14 protein-coding genes are annotated in these 18636 nt (G+C 62.7%); 6 read left to right on the forward strand and 8 right to left on the reverse strand.

All coding sequences use genetic code 11. From position 1 onward, the window contains the following. Positions 1 to 18: 18 nt before the first annotated feature. Positions 19 to 2535 carry a DNA gyrase/topoisomerase IV subunit A gene (locus M1D89_RS14555; RefSeq protein ID WP_498644513.1) on the forward strand — a complete coding sequence of 839 codons (2517 nt, stop codon included), beginning with the start codon at positions 19 to 21 and terminating at the stop codon, positions 2533 to 2535. Positions 2536 to 2654: 119 nt separating this feature from the next. Here the strand turns inward: M1D89_RS14555 and M1D89_RS14560 are convergent, their stop codons facing one another. Beyond that, positions 2655 to 3038 carry a VOC family protein gene (locus M1D89_RS14560; protein ID WP_498644515.1) on the reverse strand — a complete coding sequence of 128 codons (384 nt, stop codon included), beginning with the start codon at positions 3036 to 3038 and terminating at the stop codon, positions 2655 to 2657. Positions 3039 to 3167: 129 nt separating this feature from the next. Between M1D89_RS14560 and M1D89_RS14565 the strand changes: the two genes are divergently transcribed. Beyond that, complete coding sequence (locus M1D89_RS14565; protein ID WP_141281951.1) at positions 3168 to 3686, forward strand: DinB family protein; 519 nt, start codon at positions 3168 to 3170, stop codon at positions 3684 to 3686. Between the two features lie 3 nt (positions 3687 to 3689). On the opposite strand, the gene M1D89_RS14570 is transcribed toward M1D89_RS14565, so the two are convergent. Genes M1D89_RS14570 through M1D89_RS14585 form a run of 4 tightly spaced genes read right to left on the reverse strand, consistent with a single transcriptional unit; the run spans position 3690 to position 10911 of the window. Then, a complete protein-coding gene (locus tag M1D89_RS14570; protein WP_498644516.1) occupies positions 3690 to 4700 on the reverse strand; it encodes a GNAT family N-acetyltransferase in 1011 nt (336 codons plus the stop codon). 9 nt (positions 4701 to 4709) lie between these two features. Beyond that, a complete protein-coding gene (cydD, locus tag M1D89_RS14575; protein WP_498644517.1) occupies positions 4710 to 8204 on the reverse strand; it encodes a thiol reductant ABC exporter subunit CydD in 3495 nt (1164 codons plus the stop codon). Positions 8205 to 8211: 7 nt separating this feature from the next. Further along, positions 8212 to 9294, reverse strand: a complete 1083-nt coding sequence (cydB, locus tag M1D89_RS14580) for a cytochrome d ubiquinol oxidase subunit II (RefSeq protein ID WP_498644519.1) — start codon at positions 9292 to 9294, stop codon at positions 8212 to 8214. Between the two features lie 18 nt (positions 9295 to 9312). Beyond that, positions 9313 to 10911 carry a cytochrome ubiquinol oxidase subunit I gene (locus M1D89_RS14585; protein ID WP_498644521.1) on the reverse strand — a complete coding sequence of 533 codons (1599 nt, stop codon included), beginning with the start codon at positions 10909 to 10911 and terminating at the stop codon, positions 9313 to 9315. Between the two features lie 280 nt (positions 10912 to 11191). Here M1D89_RS14585 and M1D89_RS14590 point away from each other — a divergent pair, with 280 nt between their 5' ends. Both M1D89_RS14590 and M1D89_RS14595 read left to right on the forward strand, forming a co-directional pair. After that, positions 11192 to 11578, forward strand: coding sequence for a BlaI/MecI/CopY family transcriptional regulator (locus tag M1D89_RS14590; RefSeq protein ID WP_011774471.1), 387 nt, complete (start codon positions 11192 to 11194; stop codon positions 11576 to 11578). A 5-nt stretch (positions 11579 to 11583) separates the two neighbouring features. Beyond that, complete coding sequence (locus M1D89_RS14595) at positions 11584 to 12606, forward strand: M56 family metallopeptidase (RefSeq protein WP_498644523.1); 1023 nt, start codon at positions 11584 to 11586, stop codon at positions 12604 to 12606. 21 nt (positions 12607 to 12627) lie between these two features. On the opposite strand, the gene M1D89_RS14600 is transcribed toward M1D89_RS14595, so the two are convergent. Further along, positions 12628 to 13164, reverse strand: coding sequence for a Chromate resistance protein ChrB (locus M1D89_RS14600; RefSeq protein ID WP_498644525.1), 537 nt, complete (start codon positions 13162 to 13164; stop codon positions 12628 to 12630). A 34-nt stretch (positions 13165 to 13198) separates the two neighbouring features. On the opposite strand from M1D89_RS14600, the gene M1D89_RS14605 reads away from it, so the two are divergent. After that, a complete protein-coding gene (locus tag M1D89_RS14605) occupies positions 13199 to 14410 on the forward strand; it encodes an MFS transporter (RefSeq protein WP_498644527.1) in 1212 nt (403 codons plus the stop codon). Here the strand turns inward: M1D89_RS14605 and M1D89_RS14610 are convergent. Beyond that, positions 14407 to 16515 carry a DNA gyrase/topoisomerase IV subunit B gene (locus M1D89_RS14610; protein ID WP_498644529.1) on the reverse strand — a complete coding sequence of 703 codons (2109 nt, stop codon included), beginning with the start codon at positions 16513 to 16515 and terminating at the stop codon, positions 14407 to 14409. The genes M1D89_RS14605 and M1D89_RS14610 overlap by 4 nt on opposite strands. Positions 16516 to 16770: 255 nt before the next feature. Here M1D89_RS14610 and M1D89_RS14615 point away from each other — a divergent pair, with 255 nt between their 5' ends. After that, positions 16771 to 16992 carry a DUF7455 domain-containing protein gene (locus M1D89_RS14615; RefSeq protein WP_018778705.1) on the forward strand — a complete coding sequence of 74 codons (222 nt, stop codon included), beginning with the start codon at positions 16771 to 16773 and terminating at the stop codon, positions 16990 to 16992. A 170-nt stretch (positions 16993 to 17162) separates the two neighbouring features. Here M1D89_RS14615 and M1D89_RS14620 read toward each other — a convergent pair whose 3' ends face one another. Beyond that, positions 17163 to 18476: an RNA polymerase sigma factor gene (locus M1D89_RS14620; protein ID WP_091466703.1), complete on the reverse strand. Its 1314-nt coding sequence runs from the start codon at positions 18474 to 18476 to the stop codon at positions 17163 to 17165. Positions 18477 to 18636 lie beyond the last annotated feature (160 nt).

Raw genomic sequence — 18636 nt, forward strand, 5'->3', positions numbered from 1 at the left:
TAAGGATCCACCGACCCCATGGCCCGCAGCCAAAAATCCGCACGCACAGCCGAGCCCCTCGGCGATTTCACCGAGAACATCGTAGACATCGACGTCACGTCCGAGATGGAAGGCTCCTTCCTGGAGTACGCCTACTCGGTGATTTACTCGCGTGCCCTCCCGGACGCCCGCGACGGTCTGAAGCCCGTTCAACGGCGCATCCTGTACATGATGTCCGATATGGGTCTCCGCCCGGATCGAGGACACGTCAAGAGCGCCCGCGTGGTGGGCGAAGTCATGGGTAAGCTCCACCCCCACGGCGATACCGCCATATACGACGCCATGGTGCGTATGGCGCAGGATTTTTCCCTGCGCCTGCCGCTCATCGATGGTCACGGCAACTTCGGATCGCTCGACGACGGCCCGGCAGCACCGCGTTACACAGAGGCACGCTTGGCGGCCGCCGCGTTGACCATGACGGACCACCTGGACGAAGACGTGGTGGACTTTGTCCCCAACTACGACAACCAGCTGACGCAACCGGATGTGCTCCCTGCCGCTTTCCCCAACCTGCTGGTCAACGGCACCACGGGCATCGCTGTAGGCATGGCCACGAATATGCCTCCGCACAACCTCGTGGAGGTCATCGCCGCTGCACGTCACCTGATCGCCAACCCGGGTGCCACGCTGGACGAGATCATGCGGTTCATACCAGGGCCAGACCTCCCCACAGGTGGCCGCATCGTGGGATTGGACGGAATCCGCGACGCCTACGCCACGGGGCGTGGATCCTTCAAGACCCGCGCCAAGGTAGAAGTGGAACAGCTGTCCGCCCGTCGCACCGGCCTGGTGGTCACTGAGCTCCCCTACATGGTGGGCCCGGAAAAGGTCATCGAGAAGATCAAGGATGCCGTCAATGCCAAGAAGCTGACCGGCATCAGCGACGTCGTCGACCTCACGGACCGCAATCACGGCCTCCGCCTGGTCATCGAGTTGAAGAACGGTTTCAATCCCAACGCCGTCCTCCAGCAGCTGTACCGCTACTCGCCCATGGAAGATTCCTTCGGCATCAACAACGTCACCCTGGTGGACGGCCAGCCGCAGACGCTGGGCCTCCTGCAGCTGCTGCAGGTGTACGTTGAACACCGCCTCAATGTGGTGCGCCGCCGCACGTCCTTCCGCCTGGGCAAGAAGAAGGACCGCCTCCACTTGGTGGAGGGCTTGTTGATCGCGATTGTGGACATCGACGAAGTCATCCAGATCATCCGTTCTTCGGACGAGGCTTCGGCCGCGCGCGAACGCCTCATGTCCATCTACGACCTCACTGAAATCCAAGCCAACTACATCCTGGAACTGCGCCTGCGGCAGTTGACCAAGTACTCCCGCCTTGAGCTGGAGAAGGAACAGGACGAACTCCGCCGGGAGATCGAGGCCTTGGAGGCCATCCTGGCTTCGGATGAACTGCTCCGAGATCTTGTCTCCGGTGAGTTGGCCGTGGTCGCCGAAAAGTACGGCACGCCCCGCCGCACAGTCCTCTTGGAATCGGAAGCTGTATCCCCCACGGTGGCTGCTGCCTTGGCAGCGTCAGTACCCGGGCCAAAGGGCAAAGCCGCGGCGCTGCCCTTGGAAATTCCGGACGACCCCTGCTGGGCCCTGCTGAGTGTGTCCGGACAGATCGCCAGGACGTCCAACCAGGAACCGCTGGCCGAATCAGGCCCCCGGACCAAGCACGATGTTTTCCGCTCTGTGGTCAAGACCACCGCCAGGGGAGAAATCGGTGCGGTCACATCCCAAGGCCGCATGCTGCGGCTCCAGGTGATGGATATGCCCGTGTTGCCTCCGGTCTCCGGTCTCCCCAACTTGGCCGGCGGCGTCCCCGCCAAGGACTTCATCACCTTGCTCAAGGGCGAAACCTTGGTTGCCTTCGTGCCCTTGGACGCCGTCCTCGCCATCGGGACGGTCCAGGGCGTGGTCAAGCGTGTTCAGCCGGACTACCCGCTGAACCGTGAAGACTGGGAGATCATCGCCTTGAAGGACAAGGACACGGTGCTCGCGGTGGAACCGGCGCAGGAGGACAACGTTGACCTTGTCTTCGTGACACGGCAGGCCCAATTGCTTCGATTCAGTGCCTCCAACGTCCGTCCTCAGGGACGCACTGCCGGCGGCATGGCCGGCATCAAGCTTGCGGCCGGCGACGAAGTTATTCACTTCGGTACCGTTCGCGCGGACGATCCCGCCGCCGTCGTGGTGACCATTGCCGGAACCAACGGTGCTTTGCCGGGGACGGCACCGGGAACTGCGAAGGTGACCGCTTTCGAGGAGTATCCCGTGAAGGGCCGGGCCACCGGCGGCGTACGTGTCCACCGTTTCCTCAAGGGCGAGGACACCCTGCTCCTGGCTTGGGCAGGTCATGGTCCGGCGAAGGCTTCCTCGACGGCGGGCGTGGCAAGGGCACTCCCCCACGAACATGGCCGCAGGGATGGATCCGGCGTTCCGTTGTCCCAGCCCGTGGAAGCTATCGGCCCGAGCATGGCATGGGCTGACGCTGCGGAATAGCGCGGAATAATCGCGGATTACCCGAACAGCACCGCGAAGTCGTTGAACAGCACGGCAAAGGCCGGGGGTTACACGCCTCCGGCCTTTGTGCTGCCGTGGCTGTGAAGCCACCGCACGGGCTAGCCGGTTTGGTTGATGCTCAGTATGTTTCCCTCACTGTCGAGGAACCATGCTGCGGCGCTTCCATCAGGCATCGTAGCGATGCCGTCTTCAGTCTTCAGGCCCGGGAAGTCGTAATCTTCGAAATTGACTCCCTTGCCGCGCAGCTCCTGCACTGTGGCCCGGACATCGTTGACTGTCCAGCCCATCTGGGTGTTCTTCGCAGTCCCTGCATTGGACGTTTGATAGACAAAGAATCCGGTTCCGTCGCCACACCTGTACTGGAGGTTGTCGTCGTCGTCCGGATTTTCGGGTTCCAGTCCGAGTTTTTCGCTGTAGTACGCGCGTGCCCGGGCTATGTCCTGTGCCGGTAGGACGGCACCAACCTGCTGATCCTTGAGCATTGTTTTCTCTTTCCGGCTCTCCCCCCGGAACGAACTTTACTCTTGGCAGGGTCCGTAAGTAATTGGAAAACGACACCATATTTCATGGACTGCAGAGGGGTGCGGGCCGGATCAGCTTAGACTGGCCGCATGCCGATCATCCCCGATGAAAAAGACTGGACCTGGGTGCTTTCAAAGCCCTGCCCCGAATGCGGTTTCGACCCCGCGACGGTGACTCCTTCCACGGTGCCCGGCACCGTTCTGAACATGCTTCCCCGGTGGCGGGCAGTGCTGCGTCGGGAGGATGTAGCAACACGTCCCAACGACCACACGTGGTCCAACCTGGAGTACGCCTGCCACGTCCGGGACGTCTTCAGCCTCTTCGACCAGCGTCTGAACCTGATGCTCACCGAGGACGACGCCCGGTTTGCGAACTGGGACCAGGACCAGGCCGCGATCGACGGAGAGTACGGTTCCGCTGATCCGCGCACGGTGGCCGACGAACTGGAGGCAGAGGGCAAGGAGATTGCCGAGTCCTTCGCCAGGGTCACCGAGGATGACTGGCAACGCACCGGAACGCGCAGCAACGGATCCTCATTCACCGTGTTGACGTTCTCCCAGTACTTCCTCCACGACGTTGTGCATCACCTTCATGATGTGGACGGCTAGTAACTAGAGCATCTTCTCCCACGTCATACTGCGGTTCACTGGCGCATAACCCATGCCCAAGTAGAGTTGCAACGCCCCGGTGGGGTTGGCCGAGTCCACGTCCAGTGAGGCCACGTTCATTCCCGCCGAGGCGTAGCGCTGCATGGCATCGGCGAGCAGTGCTTGGGCTATGCCCCGCCCGCGATAGGCACGTCGCACGCCAAGGAGCTCTGTATAACCTTCCTTGAAACCGCGGTCGGTAGCAGAGTCGGGATCAAAGCTGGTTAGCTGATATCCGGCCACCTCCCCCGTGCCGGAATCAATAACCACAGCACTCAGATCGTGCCTGGCCGTCGGTTCCTCGATGGTGAAGCGCCACGATTCTTCATCCCGTGGCTCGCTCCCCCAGTGGTCCCTGAACGCATCGTTATGGGCTTGGCGCACGGGCTCAAAGAGCGATGGACCCAGCGTCCTGAGCTCGAGTCCTGCACTCAGGGGCGCGTCGGGCAGTTGCTGAGACAAGGGCCGGTGCATTTCGTTGAACCACCGCACGGCGCCATAGCCGTGACCCATCAAGAGTGTTGCCTGATGCTCGTGCTGTTCCTCCGTCTGGATGCGGAGACGGGGCGGTGCTGTGGTGTGGCCCAGGGCCTGATCCGCCTGGAATCGGCTACGTACTTGTCCTTCCTGCCACAGCAGGACTGCAGAGCCGATGCCCCGCTGTTGCCATTCCGGGTCAACACACGCCATTCCGGTGGCTTTGTCGCCGTCGGGGTTCTTGGTAATGCGGCCATAGGCACGCGCCACGCCGTCGGAATCCAGGCCAAGGAGCGTGCTCGTTTCCGCGGGGTTCTTGGTGGACTCCAGGACGTGGACCAGATCGCCGCGCTTCTCATACCAAACCGGGTGTTCGACGGCGGCCGTCCGGGCAATCAGGCCTGCCCAGTTGTTGAGGTCTTCCATGGTGGCCGGTCGCCAGTTCAGGCCGGTAGCAACGGCATCCGGCATGACTTGGCTTGCGTCTTTGAAAGGCATGCCAACAGGCTACTGAGGAGTAGGCCTTCCCACCAGTTCCGCCGCGCCTGCACTTCTTCGCTTGGCAGCATCCTTGGCGGCAGGGAGTTCCAGCCGCACATCTGCCGGATCAATATCGTCCGGATTATGCGTCACCAGGACAACGGTGACGTCCTTGAGTCCGTTGCGCAGAATGGCCATCATTTCCCGCGCCGAGCCCGCATCCAGGTGGGCGGTGGGTTCATCCAGCAACAGCACGGAAGCTCCGGTCAGGAGCGTCCTTGCCATGGCAAGCCGCTGACGTTCGCCACCACTCAGGAACGAACCACCGGGTCCGATACGGGCATCGAGCCCATCCGGCAGCGCTTGCACCATTGAATCAAGCCCGACGTCGGCCAGGGCCTTGTGCATCTCGGCCTCGCTGGGCTTCGCTGTGGCCGGGCGGCTCAGCAGGAGGTTGCCGCGAATGGTGGAGTCGAACAGGTGGGCCTCCTGGGGGCACCAAGCAGCTTTGCCGGAGAGCTTCACAGTTCCTTCCGTCAGGGGCAGGAAACCGAGAAGTACCGAGAGGAGCGTGGACTTCCCTGCGCCGGAAGGGCCTGTCACGGCAAGCCAGCGGCCGGGCTCGGCAACAGCATTCACACCGGAAAAGACCTTCGGGCCGCCGGGCCAGGATGCTGACGCACCCCGCAAGTCCAGTCCCGCCCGGCCGGGCCGATCAGGCAGGCGCCGCGTGCCGCCGTCGTGCTCTTCCGCTTGGCTCCTTGGCGTGGCGGTCTCCAAAGCGCCGGATGCTGCCACCCGACCCAGAACGGCTGCGAGCGCCGGGGCTTGGCGCACAGCGGACACGATGCCGCCAAAGGGCTCAACCAAGGCGAGTTGCATCAGGACAATGACGGCTGCCAGTTCCGGGGCAACTGTGCCGTTAAGCACGGCGGGTGCACTCAGGGCGCCGGCCCACAGTGCGCCCATGGAGCACGCCAGGACAATCACGGCTTGGCCGAGTCCTTCAGCCCATGCCGAGCGTTGTGCAGAGAGTGTGGCGGTGCGGTCTTTGTGGCGCAGTGCACCGAGGACCGGCTCCTCCACCCCGTTGGCGCTCAGTTCCGCACGGGCGTCCAGGGCTGCGGCTACCCCCCGAAGCACCACTGAACGCATCTGCTGTTCGGCCTTGGCGGCGTTCCTGTCAGCCAGGACCGCCAGGGTCGGGGCAAGGACCAGGCCCACGACGGCGGCTGCCACCACCGCCGGCAGGGCCGCTGGCAAAACGATGGCTGTGGCGAGGATAGCCGCGGCCCCGACTCCCATGGCAGTCACGGGCGGGAGGACAACCCTTGGCAGAAGGTCGCGGAGGGTATCCACGTCATCAACAACGGAACTCAACACGTTGCCGCCTTGGAGGAGGCGCCTGAGGGACAGGGCCCTGCGGCTCAGCGATGCCCACAGCGCACCGCGGAGGCGGGTCATGGCAGCGAAGACGGCATCATGGGTCAAGAGTCGTTCGCAATAACGCAGAACGGCCCTTCCTATACCGAAGAACCGGACTCCGACGATCGCGCCGAGGAGGTAGAGAATGGGCGGCTGTTCGCTGGCGCGGATGATCAGCCACCCGGACAGACCTGACAGTGCCACTGCGAAGAGGGCGGCCAGGACGGCTACGACACCTGCGGCAAGGAACTTCCAACGTACGGGTCGCAAAGCCCGCAGGAGACCATGCAGCCTGCTGGTCGTGGGAGCGGGAGGGAGGCCGTTGTGGGGGTTGGCTTCCTTCGCCGGGACTGTAACAACCCCGGCAGAAGCGTCGCGCGGACTGCTCGCCTCGGTGGCCACAGCCGCTAAGGTCCCGTGACGGTGCTGGTGCTGCTGCTGCCCTACCGGTACCAGGTGGTCGGCGAGCGCCCGGGTGGCGGCATCGTGGGCCACCAGGATCACGGTGACATTGCCACGAAGCGACTCTATGGCGCGACGGACCACGCTGGCGGAGTATTGGTCCAGATGGGCGGTGGGCTCGTCGAGCAACAGGACCGTAGCGCCTGCTTCCACACGTGCCAGTCCACGGGCGAGTGCGATCCGCCGCAACTCTCCAGGGCTTAGTTCCGCTGGATTCCTGGCAGCCAGGTGCTCTGCAGAGGCCTTCCGCAGGACACGGGTGACAGCCTCGGTGTTCCCCAGGTATCCGTCCAGATAGAGTTCAATCTCTTTCTGCACAGTTTCGGTGGCCATGACCGGGTGTTGCGGAACCCACGCCACTGTCCCCGGGTCCGCACCGGTGATGGTCCCTGTGACTGCGGCTCCCGGTCCTTGCCCGATGAGCCCGGCGAGGACACCCAGGACTGTGCTCTTCCCGGAGCCGCTGTCGCCGTCGAGGGCGGTAACGCGCCCGGGGGCGGCAGTGAAGCTGAGGGGCCCGACGGCGGCCGCGGACCTTCCGTGGTAGGTCACCGACAATCCGCTCACAACTACGCCGGCCCGCTCGGTGCTGGATGGCTCGGTGCTGGATGGCTCGTTGTTGGAAGGCTCTGTGTTGGAAGGCTCTGTGTTGGAAGGCCCATGATCCTGCAGGCGCTCGTGTGCCGGGGCATCCAGTACGGCGTTGGTGGTTTCGAGTGCTGCCCTGCCGTCATCGCTTGCGTGGTGGGCGGTGCCGAGTTCCCGGAGCGGAAGGTAGCAATCCGGGGCCAGGATCAGTGCCAGGAGACCGGCTTCAAGGGCCATGTCGCCATGCACCAGCCGTACGCCGATGAACACAGCCACCACGGCCACGGAGATGGTCGCAATGAGTTCCAAGGCCAGTGCGGAAAGGAACGCCGTGCGAAGGGTGCCCATGGTACGGGTCCGGTATTGCTCGGAAATATCTTCCAGGGCTGCGCGCTGTTCGGTGGCACGTCCCAGGCCCACCAGGACGGGAAGGCCTTTGGCTAGTTCAAGGATGTGGCCGGACAGTTTCCGGAGCGTGCTTTGCGCCTCCCGGACGGTGTCTTCGGTGTGCCTGCCGATGAGGACCATGAACAGCGGCACCAGTGGAACCGTCAGGACGATCACCACAGCACTTACCCAGTCGGCGAAGAGGATCCGGGCTCCGATCAGGAGCGGGACCGTAGCGCAGTTCACGATCGCAGGCAGGTATTGGGTGTAGTAGTCGTCCAGTGCGTCCAGGCCCCGCGTGGCAAGGATCGCCAGGCCGCCGTCGTTCATTCCCGCTACGGGCGACGAAACGCCGTCGGACAGCGAGCGCCTCAACAGCCGTGACCGCAGTTCCTCTTTGACACCCAGCGCAGCCCGCCTGGAGGCAATACCTTGTCCCCACACCGTCAGCGACCTAAGGACCGCTCCCGCCGCGCCCCAGATCAGCCCGTTGTTCCAGTCCCCTAAACCGGAGTTCCCCGCCCCGGACGTGAGTCCGGCCAGCATCCCCGCCACAGCTTGGGCCATGAGCACCAGGGACAGTGCTTTGAGGGCGGACATCAGGCCAAGGGCGTACAGCGCAGATCGCGTGGCGGGGCCGGAAGGGAAAACGGGTTTCATGGGGCGACTAATCTCCCGATGTGCTTGGAGTGGATGGCGAGCTGCCCTTGGGGATCATCACCTTTGCGGCAATGGCCGGCAGGAACCCGTGGGCTTCGGGGATGTGGGCCGCGCTTACGCGCCTCCGGAACACCCAGTACGTCCATGACTGGTAGGCAATCACGAGTGGCAGGCCAACGGCTGCAACGATGCTCATGAGGCCCAGGGTGTAGTCCGAGGACGAGGCGTTGGAGATGGTCAAGTTGAAGGCGGGATCGATCGTGGAGGGGATAACCACAGGGAACGCGGCTCCGAAGATCGAGGCTGTGGCGCACACAATGAAGGCGCCGAGGGCACTGAACGCGCGCCCTTCGGACCCTGCACGGGCCAGCCGCCACGCCAGGACCACTGCGACGATGGCTGCTGCCACCAAAGCCCAGGTCCAGGCCTTGCCGCTCAGGAACTGGACAGCCAGCATCCAGCCGAACATCGGCAACACCGCGAACGGCACCAGACGAATGAACCAGCGGCGGGCGCGATACCGCACGTCGCCGTCGGTCTTAAGGGCAAGGAACGCCAAGGCATGCACCAGGGCAAACGCCACCACACCGAAACCGCCAAGGAGCGCGTAACCGCTGAACCAGGACATTGGGCCACCGACGCGGTCCCCGTTGGCATTCAGGGGCAGGCCCGTAGTGGTGAGGGCCAATGCTGCGCCGATGCCGAAGGCGGCCACGAAGGACCCTACGGCGATCGCCCAGTCCCAGCGGTTGCGCCACCGTACGGAGTCCACTTTGCCTCTGTATTCGAAAGCGACTGCCCGGAAGATCAAGGCGGCCAGGACTGCCAGGAGGGGGAGGTAGAGGCTGGAGAACAGCGAGGCGTACCAGAGAGGGAAGGCTGCGAAGGTGGCACCGGCTGCGGTGAGCAGCCACACCTCATTGCCGTCCCATACCGGGCCTATGGTGTTCAGCAGCACTCGCCGGTCAGTGTTGTGGCGGGCAAACAGCTTCATGAGCATGCCGACGCCGAGGTCGAAACCCTCCAGGAAGAGGTATCCGGTCCACAACACGGCGATGGCTACGAACCAGATGGTTGGCGATAGTTCCATTGTCAGTACCCCTTGGCTTTAGTAGGCGAATGCCAGGACGTCGTCGCCGGACTTATCCGGTCCGGTGCCGTCGTCGTTCTTGTCACGTTGGTCGCCTGAGTCCTGCGCGTGGCCCAGTTCAGGCATCGCGGAGGCCACGCCACCTCGGATGTACTTGACCAGGAGCTTCACCTCCACCACCAGCAGCACGGCATAGATGGCGGTGAGGACTACCAGCGAGGTCATGAGCTCCCCTGCGCTGACCCCCGGGGACACGGCGGCAGCGGTGAACATGAAGACTTGGTCAATCCCGTTCATGTCCGGATTCGGGGCCACGACGAACGGCTGCCTGCCCATTTCGGTGAAGATCCAGCCTGCGGCGTTGGCGCCGAACGGTGCAAGGATCCCCAGGACTGCAAGACGCATGAGCCATGTGGACTGAGGAACCACGCCCTTGCGGGTGACCCAGAGGGCCAACAGTGCGGCGAAGGCGGCGAGGCCACCGAAGCCGATCATCATGCGGAAGCCCCAGTAGGTCACTTCCATGACAGGCACGTATTGGATTTCCTGTCCGGCGCGCTCACCGTACAGCGGGTTGTCCGGCAGGTGGGTGCCGTACTTTTCCTTGTACTCACCCAGCAGGCTGTTCACGCCCTTGACCTCGGTAGTGAAGTCGCCCTTGGCCAGGAAGGAGAGGATGCCGGGCACTTCAATGACGGCCACAATGTCATCGCAGTTGGTGGCACCAAGGTTGCCCACGCTCAGGACCGAGAAGCCCGTGCCGTCATGGCAGGCAGCTTCCGCAGCGGCCATCTTCATGGGCTGCTGCTCGAACATCAGCTTGCCCTGCAGGTCACCGGTGATGGCCGTTCCTGCGAAGGAGATCATGGCCACCACTGCGCCAATACGCAAGGACGTCATCCACACGGTGTAATCGGACTTGTCACGGCCCGGAATTGCGGCCTCGCCGGGAAGCAGCTTGCCGTCCTTGCCCACCACATCAATGCCATCGTGACGTCGACGCCAGAGGTGGTACCAGGCGATACCAAGGAGGAAGGCACCCGCGACAGCCAACGCACCGAACAGCGTATGGGGAACCGCCACCAGTGCAGTGTTGTTGGTGAACACCGCCCAGGCGTCAGTCATCACGGGCCGGCCATCCACCATTTCAACGCCTACGGGGTGCTGCATCCAGGAATTGGCCACGATGATGAAGTACGCGGAGAAGACTGAACCAATCACGGCAATCCACAAACAGGCCAGGTGGACGCCGCGCTTGAGTTGCTTCCAGCCAAAGATCCACAGCCCCAGGAAGGTGGATTCAACGAAGAACGCCAACAATGCTTCGAGGGCCAGCGGTGCACCGAAGACATCTCCGACGAAACGGCTGTACTCGCTCCACGCCATGCCGAACTGGAATTCCTGAACGATGCCGGTGGCCACGCCCATGATGAAGTTGATGAGGAAGAGCTTTCCCCAGAACTTGGTCATCCGCAGGTACTCGGGCTTGCCGGTGCGGTACCAAATGGTCTGGATGATGGCCACTACCAGGCCGAGGCCAATGGTGAGCGGCACCATCATGAAGTGGTAGACGGTAGTGATACCAAACTGCCAGCGTGCGATTTCCAAGGCGTCCATGGCTGTCCTTTGTGCGGTGGACCGAAGTACGATGACCTTACTTCTACGTCACGTAGAAAACTTCTCTTCTACACAGTGTAGAACAAATGACGGCCGCCGGGACCCATTCTTCAAGTGGCGTAACCCACGCGCAAGGGATCACTCCGGGGCGCGGCGCGCCGATAGTTCTACCTCACGTAGAATGAAGCTCTGAAAAGCGGTAGATTTATTGTGGAATGTTGGATCATCGCTCCCGGCAGCAGCCACCCTGCACCGGGAAGCGGAAGGTAGGGACGTATAAATGGCAAGTCTTGGGGAACTGGAACGGGCAGTGATGGATCTGCTCTGGGCAGGCCAGGAGGCTGCAACCGCCAACACACTGCGCGATCTCCTGGCGCAGGATTCCGAGGCCGGTGACGGCACCGCGGGTCATCAAGGCAAGGATCTGGCCGTAACCACGGTCCTCACTGTGCTCTCACGCCTGGAAAAGAAGGGCCTGGTGGAGCGTGAACGCGGAACGCGGCCACACCGCTACCAAGCCGTCTCCAGCCGCGCCGATCACACCGCCGAACTCATGCACGAAGTGCTGGGCTCGGCTCCGGACCGCGAGGCCGTCCTGGCCCGCTTCATTGGTTCCGTCACCGAAAGCGAAGCCGCTACCCTGCGCAAACTGCTCGGCTACAATTAGCCACTATGTTCTGGACCTCATACCTGCTTGCGGTCCTGGCAATCATTCTGGCGTGGCCAGTACCCGTGCTGCTTTCCCGTGCGCAGTGGCCGGCACGATCCCCTTTCACCGCCATGGTGCTGTGGCAGGCGATCGCCCTCGCTGGTGGCTTATCCATGATCGGCGCCATGCTCGTCTATGGACTCGAGCCCATCGGGGACAACCTCATCGCAGGACTCAAGAGCCTGGCCGGGATGGTTTTCAACAACGAGCCCACCACCGCGCTGGGCTTTTGGCACCTTTTTGCGCTCTCCGCAGCGGCACTGCTGACCGCCCACCTGGTCTTTACCCTGCTGCTGACCTATTACAAGATTGAGCGCCAGCGGCGACGCCACCGCGAGCTGCTGGCCCTGCTGGCATCACCGTCGGACGACGGCCCCGGCACCGTGGTGATCAATCACGACTCCCCCGTCGCCTACTGCCTGCCTGGCGGCGCCCGGTCCGTAACGGTTCTCTCCGACGGCCTGATGGCAGCACTGGAGCCAGCCGAACTCAGGGCAGTGCTTATTCACGAGAACGCGCACCTGTCCCAGCGCCACGATCTCCTGCTTTGGGCCTTTGCTGCTTGGCGCCAGGCCCTGCCATGGTTTCCCACCACCCGGCTGGCCCAGACAGCGGTGAACTCCCTGATCGAAATGCTGGCCGACGACGTCGCGCTCCGCACCGAGAGCAAAGGCACCCTGATCAAAGCCATCGCGATAGTTGCGAGTGGCACCACACAGCCCGCCTTGGACGGGCAGCCGGTCAGCGGGAATAAGTCACTGGCCGGCGGACAGGCGCTCAGCGTTGGTGGCGCGGTCGTCGAGGGCAATGCAGTCAGCGCCACCGGCGGCGCTGATTCCCCACGCACGACGGCGTCACGCGTCAGCCGCCTGCTCTCACCCAAGCCTCCGCTCACCAAAGCTGCGCGGGTGCTGGTCCTGGCGGCCTCGGCCTTGCTGCTTGCGGTGCCCACTGCCCTGTTAATCGTCCCGGGACTACTGGGCTGACCGGCGGCGGGGCCTGACCGGCTAGTGGGGCAGCGTCGCGTCGTACACCAAGGACGCGTAGCCTTCCAAGGCCTCGGCGCAGCGAGCCAGGTGCTCTGAGGCGTCCGTCGCCTGCGGCAAATGAAGCACATCGCGCGACTTCAACTCCCTGTACCAGCGTCTCAGGCGCTCCAGGCTTTGTTCTTCTTCCTCCAGTTCGGCAAAGGTGAACTTCTCCCTGGAAATCTCTTTGGCTATCTCTTGCTCAAACTTGCCGCAATCGGCCGTGAACTCGTTCCACTCCTCCAGCCGGGCCGCTTCGAAAACGCTACGGAAAGTGTCGGCGCCGTTGTCGCGGGGCGCAGCGTCCACCAACGTCCAGGAGCCATCGCCCTTCGCCACCAGCGCCTGGGCCCGGGCAAGACCCTCATCGAAGGCCGGATGGGCAGGGAGGACCCACGTGCCGGGCGATAAAGGAACGGCCCCGATCCGGCGCAGTTCCCGCCACACTGCCACTCTGTGCCGGGATGGCTGCGCAGGAACCTGCACCAGAATCAACAACCACTGTTCATCAATCACACTTATGAATGTAGCAGCTGTTACATTCATAAGTGTGAATGCTCCAAACAGTTCCCCCGCTTCCGTTGCAGCCAGCCAGCGTTGGCCCCTCTACGCCGCGGGCTTTACCACCGCCTTTGGTGCCCACGCGGTGGCAGCAGGCCTCGGGGCAGAAAGCGCAGACATCGGTTTGAGCTTGCTTGCCCTGGGTGTTCTGCTGGCTTTGTACGACGTAGCGGAAGTGTTCCTCAAACCCGTTTTCGGAGCCCTCAGCGATCACATCGGACCCAAGCCGGTCATCGTGGGTGGGCTTGTTGCTTTCTCCGCTGCCTCCCTGATTGGACTATGGGCGGATGAGCCCGCCATGCTCGCCGCTGCCCGCCTTGGTCAAGGGATGGCGGCTTCGGCCTTCTCACCAGCCTCGTCCGCTAGTGTTGCCCGGCTGGCAGGCGGCAGGACCGGGCACTACTTTGGCCGCTACGGCTCCTGGAAAGGACTCGGCTACGCTATTGGACCGCTGCTCGGAGCCCTGGCCATCATCACCGGCGGATTCAGCCTGCTGTTCGGGATTCTGGCGGCCGTGGGCCTGGCTGTGGCCGTTTGGGCCCTTGCTTCGGTGCCCCGCCTGCAGCCGCTTCCGCGTCCCAGATACACCATCGTCGATGTGTGGCGCCAAAGCACTGAACGGTCATTTCTCGGACCAACGCTGGTGTTGGCCGCTGCTACGGGGGCACTGGGTGCCGCCGTCGGCTTTCTCCCTGCGCTGGCAGCACGGGAAGGGCTTGGTACGGCAGGCAGCGTTGCCGTAGTCACAGTGCTGGCAGTAGCTTCCGCGCTGATACAGCCCCGCGTCGGCAGGCTGAGGGATCAGGGAAGAATCGCCGACAAGCCCGGCATGGTGGCCGGCCTGCTCGCCATCTCGGTAGGCACCCTCATGGCCGGATTGTTGCCAGGAGCCGCATGGATCTACTGCGCAGCGGTGCTCATCGGTGCGGGAATCGGCATCTCCACGCCTCTCGCATTCGCCCACCTGGCCGATGCAACGCCAGCCGAACGCCTCGGCAGGACCATGGGCTCAGCCGAGCTGGGCCGCGAACTTGGCGACGCCGGCGGGCCGCTGCTGGTGGGCGGTGTTGCCGTAGCGGCGGGGCTCCCCTGGGGTTTGGGTGCCTTGGCCTTGGTGGTGGGAGCGGCTACGTTCGCAGCCCCTGGCGCCCGCACACCACAGGCCGCTGAACGGCGCCCCGGTCCGCGAAATCAAAGCTAGGCGTCGATGCGCTCCCGGTCCAAGGTAGCCGCGCCGGCAATAATGAACTCCTTGCGCGGTGCCACGTCCGAGCCCATCAAAAGATCGAAGACTTCCTCGGCACGTTGGGCGCTATCAATGCCCACCTTCCGGAGGGTCCGGTGTCGTGGATCCATAGTGGTCTCGGCCAGTTGCTGTGCGTCCATCTCGCCCAAACCCTTATACCGCTGGATAGGTTCCTTGTAGCGTTTACCTTCCTTGGCAAGGTTGGAGAGAAGCACGTGAAGCTCGGCCTCTGAGTAGGTATAGATCATCTCATTGGCCTTCTGGCCGGGGTTGATCACTTCCACGCGGTGCAGGGGCGGGACAGCCGCAAACACGCGGCCGGCCTCGACCATGGGGCGCATGTATCGGAAGAACAGGGTGAGCAGCAGGGTGCGGATGTGCGCACCGTCAACATCGGCGTCAGTCATGAGGATGACCTTGCCGTAACGGGCAGCGTCAATGTCGAAGCTTCGACCCGAGCCGGCACCCACAACCTGGATCAACGCCGCGCACTCAGCGTTGGACAACATGTCGCCAACGGATGCTTTCTGGACGTTCAAAATCTTGCCGCGGATGGGCAGCAGTGCTTGGAAGTCCGATGAGCGGGCAAGTTTGGCGGTACCGAGGGCCGAGTCACCCTCTACGATGAACAATTCAGAGCGTGCGACGTCATCAGTCCGGCAGTCTGCAAGCTTGGTGGGCATTGACGAAGTTTCCAGGGCGTTCTTGCGGCGCTGGGTTTCCTTGTGCACGCGGGCCGAGATGCGCGACTTCATCTCAGCGACCATCTTCTCCAGGAGGAGCGCGGACTGGGCTTTGTCGTTGCGGTTGGCCGAGTTCAGCCTTGCTGTTATTTCCTTCTCAACCACTTTGGCCACAATGGCACGAACCGCCGAGGTACCGAGGATTTCCTTGGTCTGTCCCTCGAACTGCGGCTCCGCAAGCCGAACAGTCAGGACGGCAGTCAGCCCGGCTAGAATGTCGTCTTTCTCGATTTTGTCGTTGCCGGCCTTGAGCTTGCGCGCGTTCGTCTCCACTGCCTTGCGGAAGGTCTTCAACAGGGCGGCTTCAAAGCCGGACTGGTGAGTGCCGCCCTTGGGCGTGGCGATGATGTTGACGAAGCTGCGCATAGTGGTCTCATAACCGATGCCCCAGCGCAGGGCGATGTCCACCTCGCAGTCACGCTCAACCTCCGCGATCTTGCTGTGCCCGTTCTCATCGAGGACCGGGACCGTTTCCTTGAATTTCCCTGAACCGTGGAGACGCCAAACGTCTGTCACTCCGGAATCGGCCGCGAGGAACTCAACAAACTCGGAGATGCCGCCATCGTGGTGGAACACTTCCTCATGGACACCGGCTTCCCCCGGTGTTCCGGCCAGCTTCCGCTCGTCGCGCACGGTGATTTTCAGGCCAGGCACAAGGAAGGATGTCTGGCGTGCCCGTGCTGCCAGGTCATCATAGGAGAACTTGGCGTCAGGGGTGAAAATTTGACGGTCAGCCCAATAACGCACACGGGTTCCGGTGACGCCACGTTTGGCCTTGCCCACAACATCCAGCACAGAATTCTCAACGAACGGCTCGAACGGTGCATTGGGGCTTGGCTTTGCACCGGAATCCACGAAGCGTCCCGGCTCGCCGCGGCGGAACGACATCTGGTAGGTCTTGCTGCCGCGGTCCACTTGGACATCAAGGCGGCTGGACAGAGCGTTCACCACCGAAGCTCCGACGCCATGCAAACCGCCCGAGGCAGTGTAGGAACCTCCGCCGAATTTGCCGCCTGCGTGCAGTTTGGTGAACACAACTTCGACGCCGGAGAGGCCTGTCTTGGGTTCTACGTCCACGGGGATACCGCGGCCGTCGTCGTGGATTTCCACAGAGTTGTCGGCATGCAGGATGACTTTGATGTCATGTCCGAAGCCTGCCAGAGCCTCATCCACAGCGTTGTCGATGATTTCCCAGAGGCAGTGCATGAGGCCGCGGGAGTCAGTGGAGCCGATGTACATGCCCGGGCGCTTGCGAACGGCTTCCAAGCCCTCAAGGACAGACAGATGCCGGGCGTTGTATTCAGAACTCGGTGCCACTCGCGGTGTGCTCCTTCGGGGTATATCTCCGGGTGCTTCCCAGCCGTGTGTTGACTGGTAATTCAAGGCAAACACTGCCCGTACAAGAGTAGCCGGGGAAGTCGTCAGGCACCGTTTGCCACTCCAGCGCGGACGCAGCTCGCCTGGTTACGTTACGCACATGTGATACGCGGACAGCGAAAGTGACCCATCCTTGCCATGGATCTGCGCCGAATGCTGGTTATATGGATGTACAGAACTACTAAGGAGGCCGACATGACAACAGCAGTTGCAGACCGCACACTGAACGCAGCTGACCGCTGTGACCGTTGCGGAGCCCAGGCGTACGTCCGCGTTGTACTCGAGTCCTCCGGCGGTGAGCTGCTCTTCTGCGGCCACCACGCACGTGCAGTTGAAGCTACGCTTCGGCCCATGACTTCTGACTGGCACGATGAGACCGAGCGCCTCAACGAGAAGGCTCCCGTCCCCGTCGACTAGGCAGTCCGGGCAATCCGGAAACCCTTTTTGATTACATGACAAGGCTCCTCCCACGCGGGAGGGGCCTTGTTGCGTTGAGCTTGTTGCGTTGAGCTCGTCTGTGCGCACAAGAAGAGCGGCCCAGCCGGAAGTCCGACTGGGCCGCTCTCAACACCTGTTCTGGATGTTTTTTAGTCCAGGTAGTCCCGCAGGACCTGCGAGCGGGACGGGTGCCGCAGCTTGGACATGGTCTTGGATTCGATCTGGCGGATACGCTCGCGCGTGACGCCGTAGACCTTGCCGATTTCGTCTAAAGTCTTCGGCTGGCCATCGGTCAGGCCGAAGCGCATTGCAACGACTCCGGCTTCGCGCTCCGACAGGGTGTCCAAAACCGAGTGCAACTGTTCCTGCAGGAGCGTGAAGCTCACGGCATCGGCAGGGACCACGGCCTCAGAGTCCTCAATCAGGTCACCGAACTCCGAGTCACCGTCCTCACCCAGCGGGGTGTGGAGCGAAATCGGTTCGCGGCCGTACTTCTGGACCTCGACAACCTTCTCGGGCGTCATGTCCAGCTCGAGTGCCAGCTCCTCAGGCGTCGGTTCGCGGCCGAGGTCCTGAAGCATTTGGCGCTGTACGCGGGCCAGTTTGTTGATGACTTCCACCATGTGCACCGGAATACGGATGGTGCGGGCCTGGTCGGCCATGGCGCGGGTAATCGCCTGACGGATCCACCACGTTGCGTAGGTGGAGAACTTGAAGCCCTTGGTGTAGTCGAACTTCTCCACTGCACGGATGAGACCCAGGTTGCCTTCCTGGATCAGGTCCAGGAAGAGCATGCCACGGCCGGTGTAGCGCTTGGCCAAGGAAACGACGAGACGCAGGTTGGCTTCGAGCAGGTGGTTCTTGGCACGCTTGCCGTCGTGAATGACGAATTCCAGCTCACGCTTGAGCTTGGGATCCATGGATCCGTCGTCAGCGTTGATCTTTTCCTCGGCAAAGAGGCCGGCCTCGATCCGAAGGGCGAGGTCAACTTCCTGCTCTGCGTTCAGCAGTGCGACCTTACCGATCTGCTTCAGGTAATCCTTGACGGGGTCGGCAGTAGCACCGGCCGACATGACCTGCTGGACAGGAGCGTCGTCGTCGTCGGCATCGGAGTAGACGAATCCCGTACCTGAGGGAGCAGCCTTGTCCTTGGTAGCCGTGGCGCCGTCCTCGACGTCATCTTCTCCGACTTCGACTTCCTCGGCAGCTGCGGGATCAAAGTCTTCATCCTCGCCACTGGAATCCTCAGCGTCGGAGCCTGAGGACTTGTTCGCGGCTTCAGCGGCGGCCTTCGCGCCGGGCTTGGGTCCACGCTTCTTAGGTGCCGGCTTGTCAGAGTCGCCCTCTGAGGCCTTGTTGGCAGCACGTGTCGCTGCGCGCTTTGCCGATGTTGCCGCCTTCTTTTCCTCAGCGGACAATTCGGCCTGGGCGGCGGGTTCCTTCTCGACGGAAGACGGGGTCACAGAAAACCTTTCTAGCGGCGGTCTGTGGAATCACCATACGGGCAACACCACTATGACCCTGTCAAGTCCGCGATCAATTTCAAATGCGATCGCCGTCTGCAGAGTCTCTATAGAGAACTCCCGACGACACTGTATTGTTCCCGACGAAGGGGGCAATTCA

It is taken from the genome of Arthrobacter sp. D3-18 (assembly GCF_054408525.1).

What these genes read in the sequence shown, in the direction of transcription:
- M1D89_RS14555 (WP_498644513.1), top strand. Translation starts at nt 19, where the DNA reads ATGGCCCGCAGCCAAAAATCCGCACGCACAGCCGAGCCCCTCGGCGAT.
- M1D89_RS14560 (WP_498644515.1), bottom strand. Translation starts at nt 3,038, where the DNA reads ATGCTCAAGGATCAGCAGGTTGGTGCCGTCCTACCGGCACAGGACATA.
- M1D89_RS14565 (WP_141281951.1), top strand. Translation starts at nt 3,168, where the DNA reads ATGCCGATCATCCCCGATGAAAAAGACTGGACCTGGGTGCTTTCAAAG.
- M1D89_RS14570 (WP_498644516.1), bottom strand. Translation starts at nt 4,700, where the DNA reads ATGCCTTTCAAAGACGCAAGCCAAGTCATGCCGGATGCCGTTGCTACC.
- cydD (WP_498644517.1), bottom strand. Translation starts at nt 8,204, where the DNA reads ATGAAACCCGTTTTCCCTTCCGGCCCCGCCACGCGATCTGCGCTGTAC.
- cydB (WP_498644519.1), bottom strand. Translation starts at nt 9,294, where the DNA reads ATGGAACTATCGCCAACCATCTGGTTCGTAGCCATCGCCGTGTTGTGG.
- M1D89_RS14585 (WP_498644521.1), bottom strand. Translation starts at nt 10,911, where the DNA reads ATGGACGCCTTGGAAATCGCACGCTGGCAGTTTGGTATCACTACCGTC.
- M1D89_RS14590 (WP_011774471.1), top strand. Translation starts at nt 11,192, where the DNA reads ATGGCAAGTCTTGGGGAACTGGAACGGGCAGTGATGGATCTGCTCTGG.
- M1D89_RS14595 (WP_498644523.1), top strand. Translation starts at nt 11,584, where the DNA reads ATGTTCTGGACCTCATACCTGCTTGCGGTCCTGGCAATCATTCTGGCG.
- M1D89_RS14615 (WP_018778705.1), top strand. Translation starts at nt 16,771, where the DNA reads ATGACAACAGCAGTTGCAGACCGCACACTGAACGCAGCTGACCGCTGT.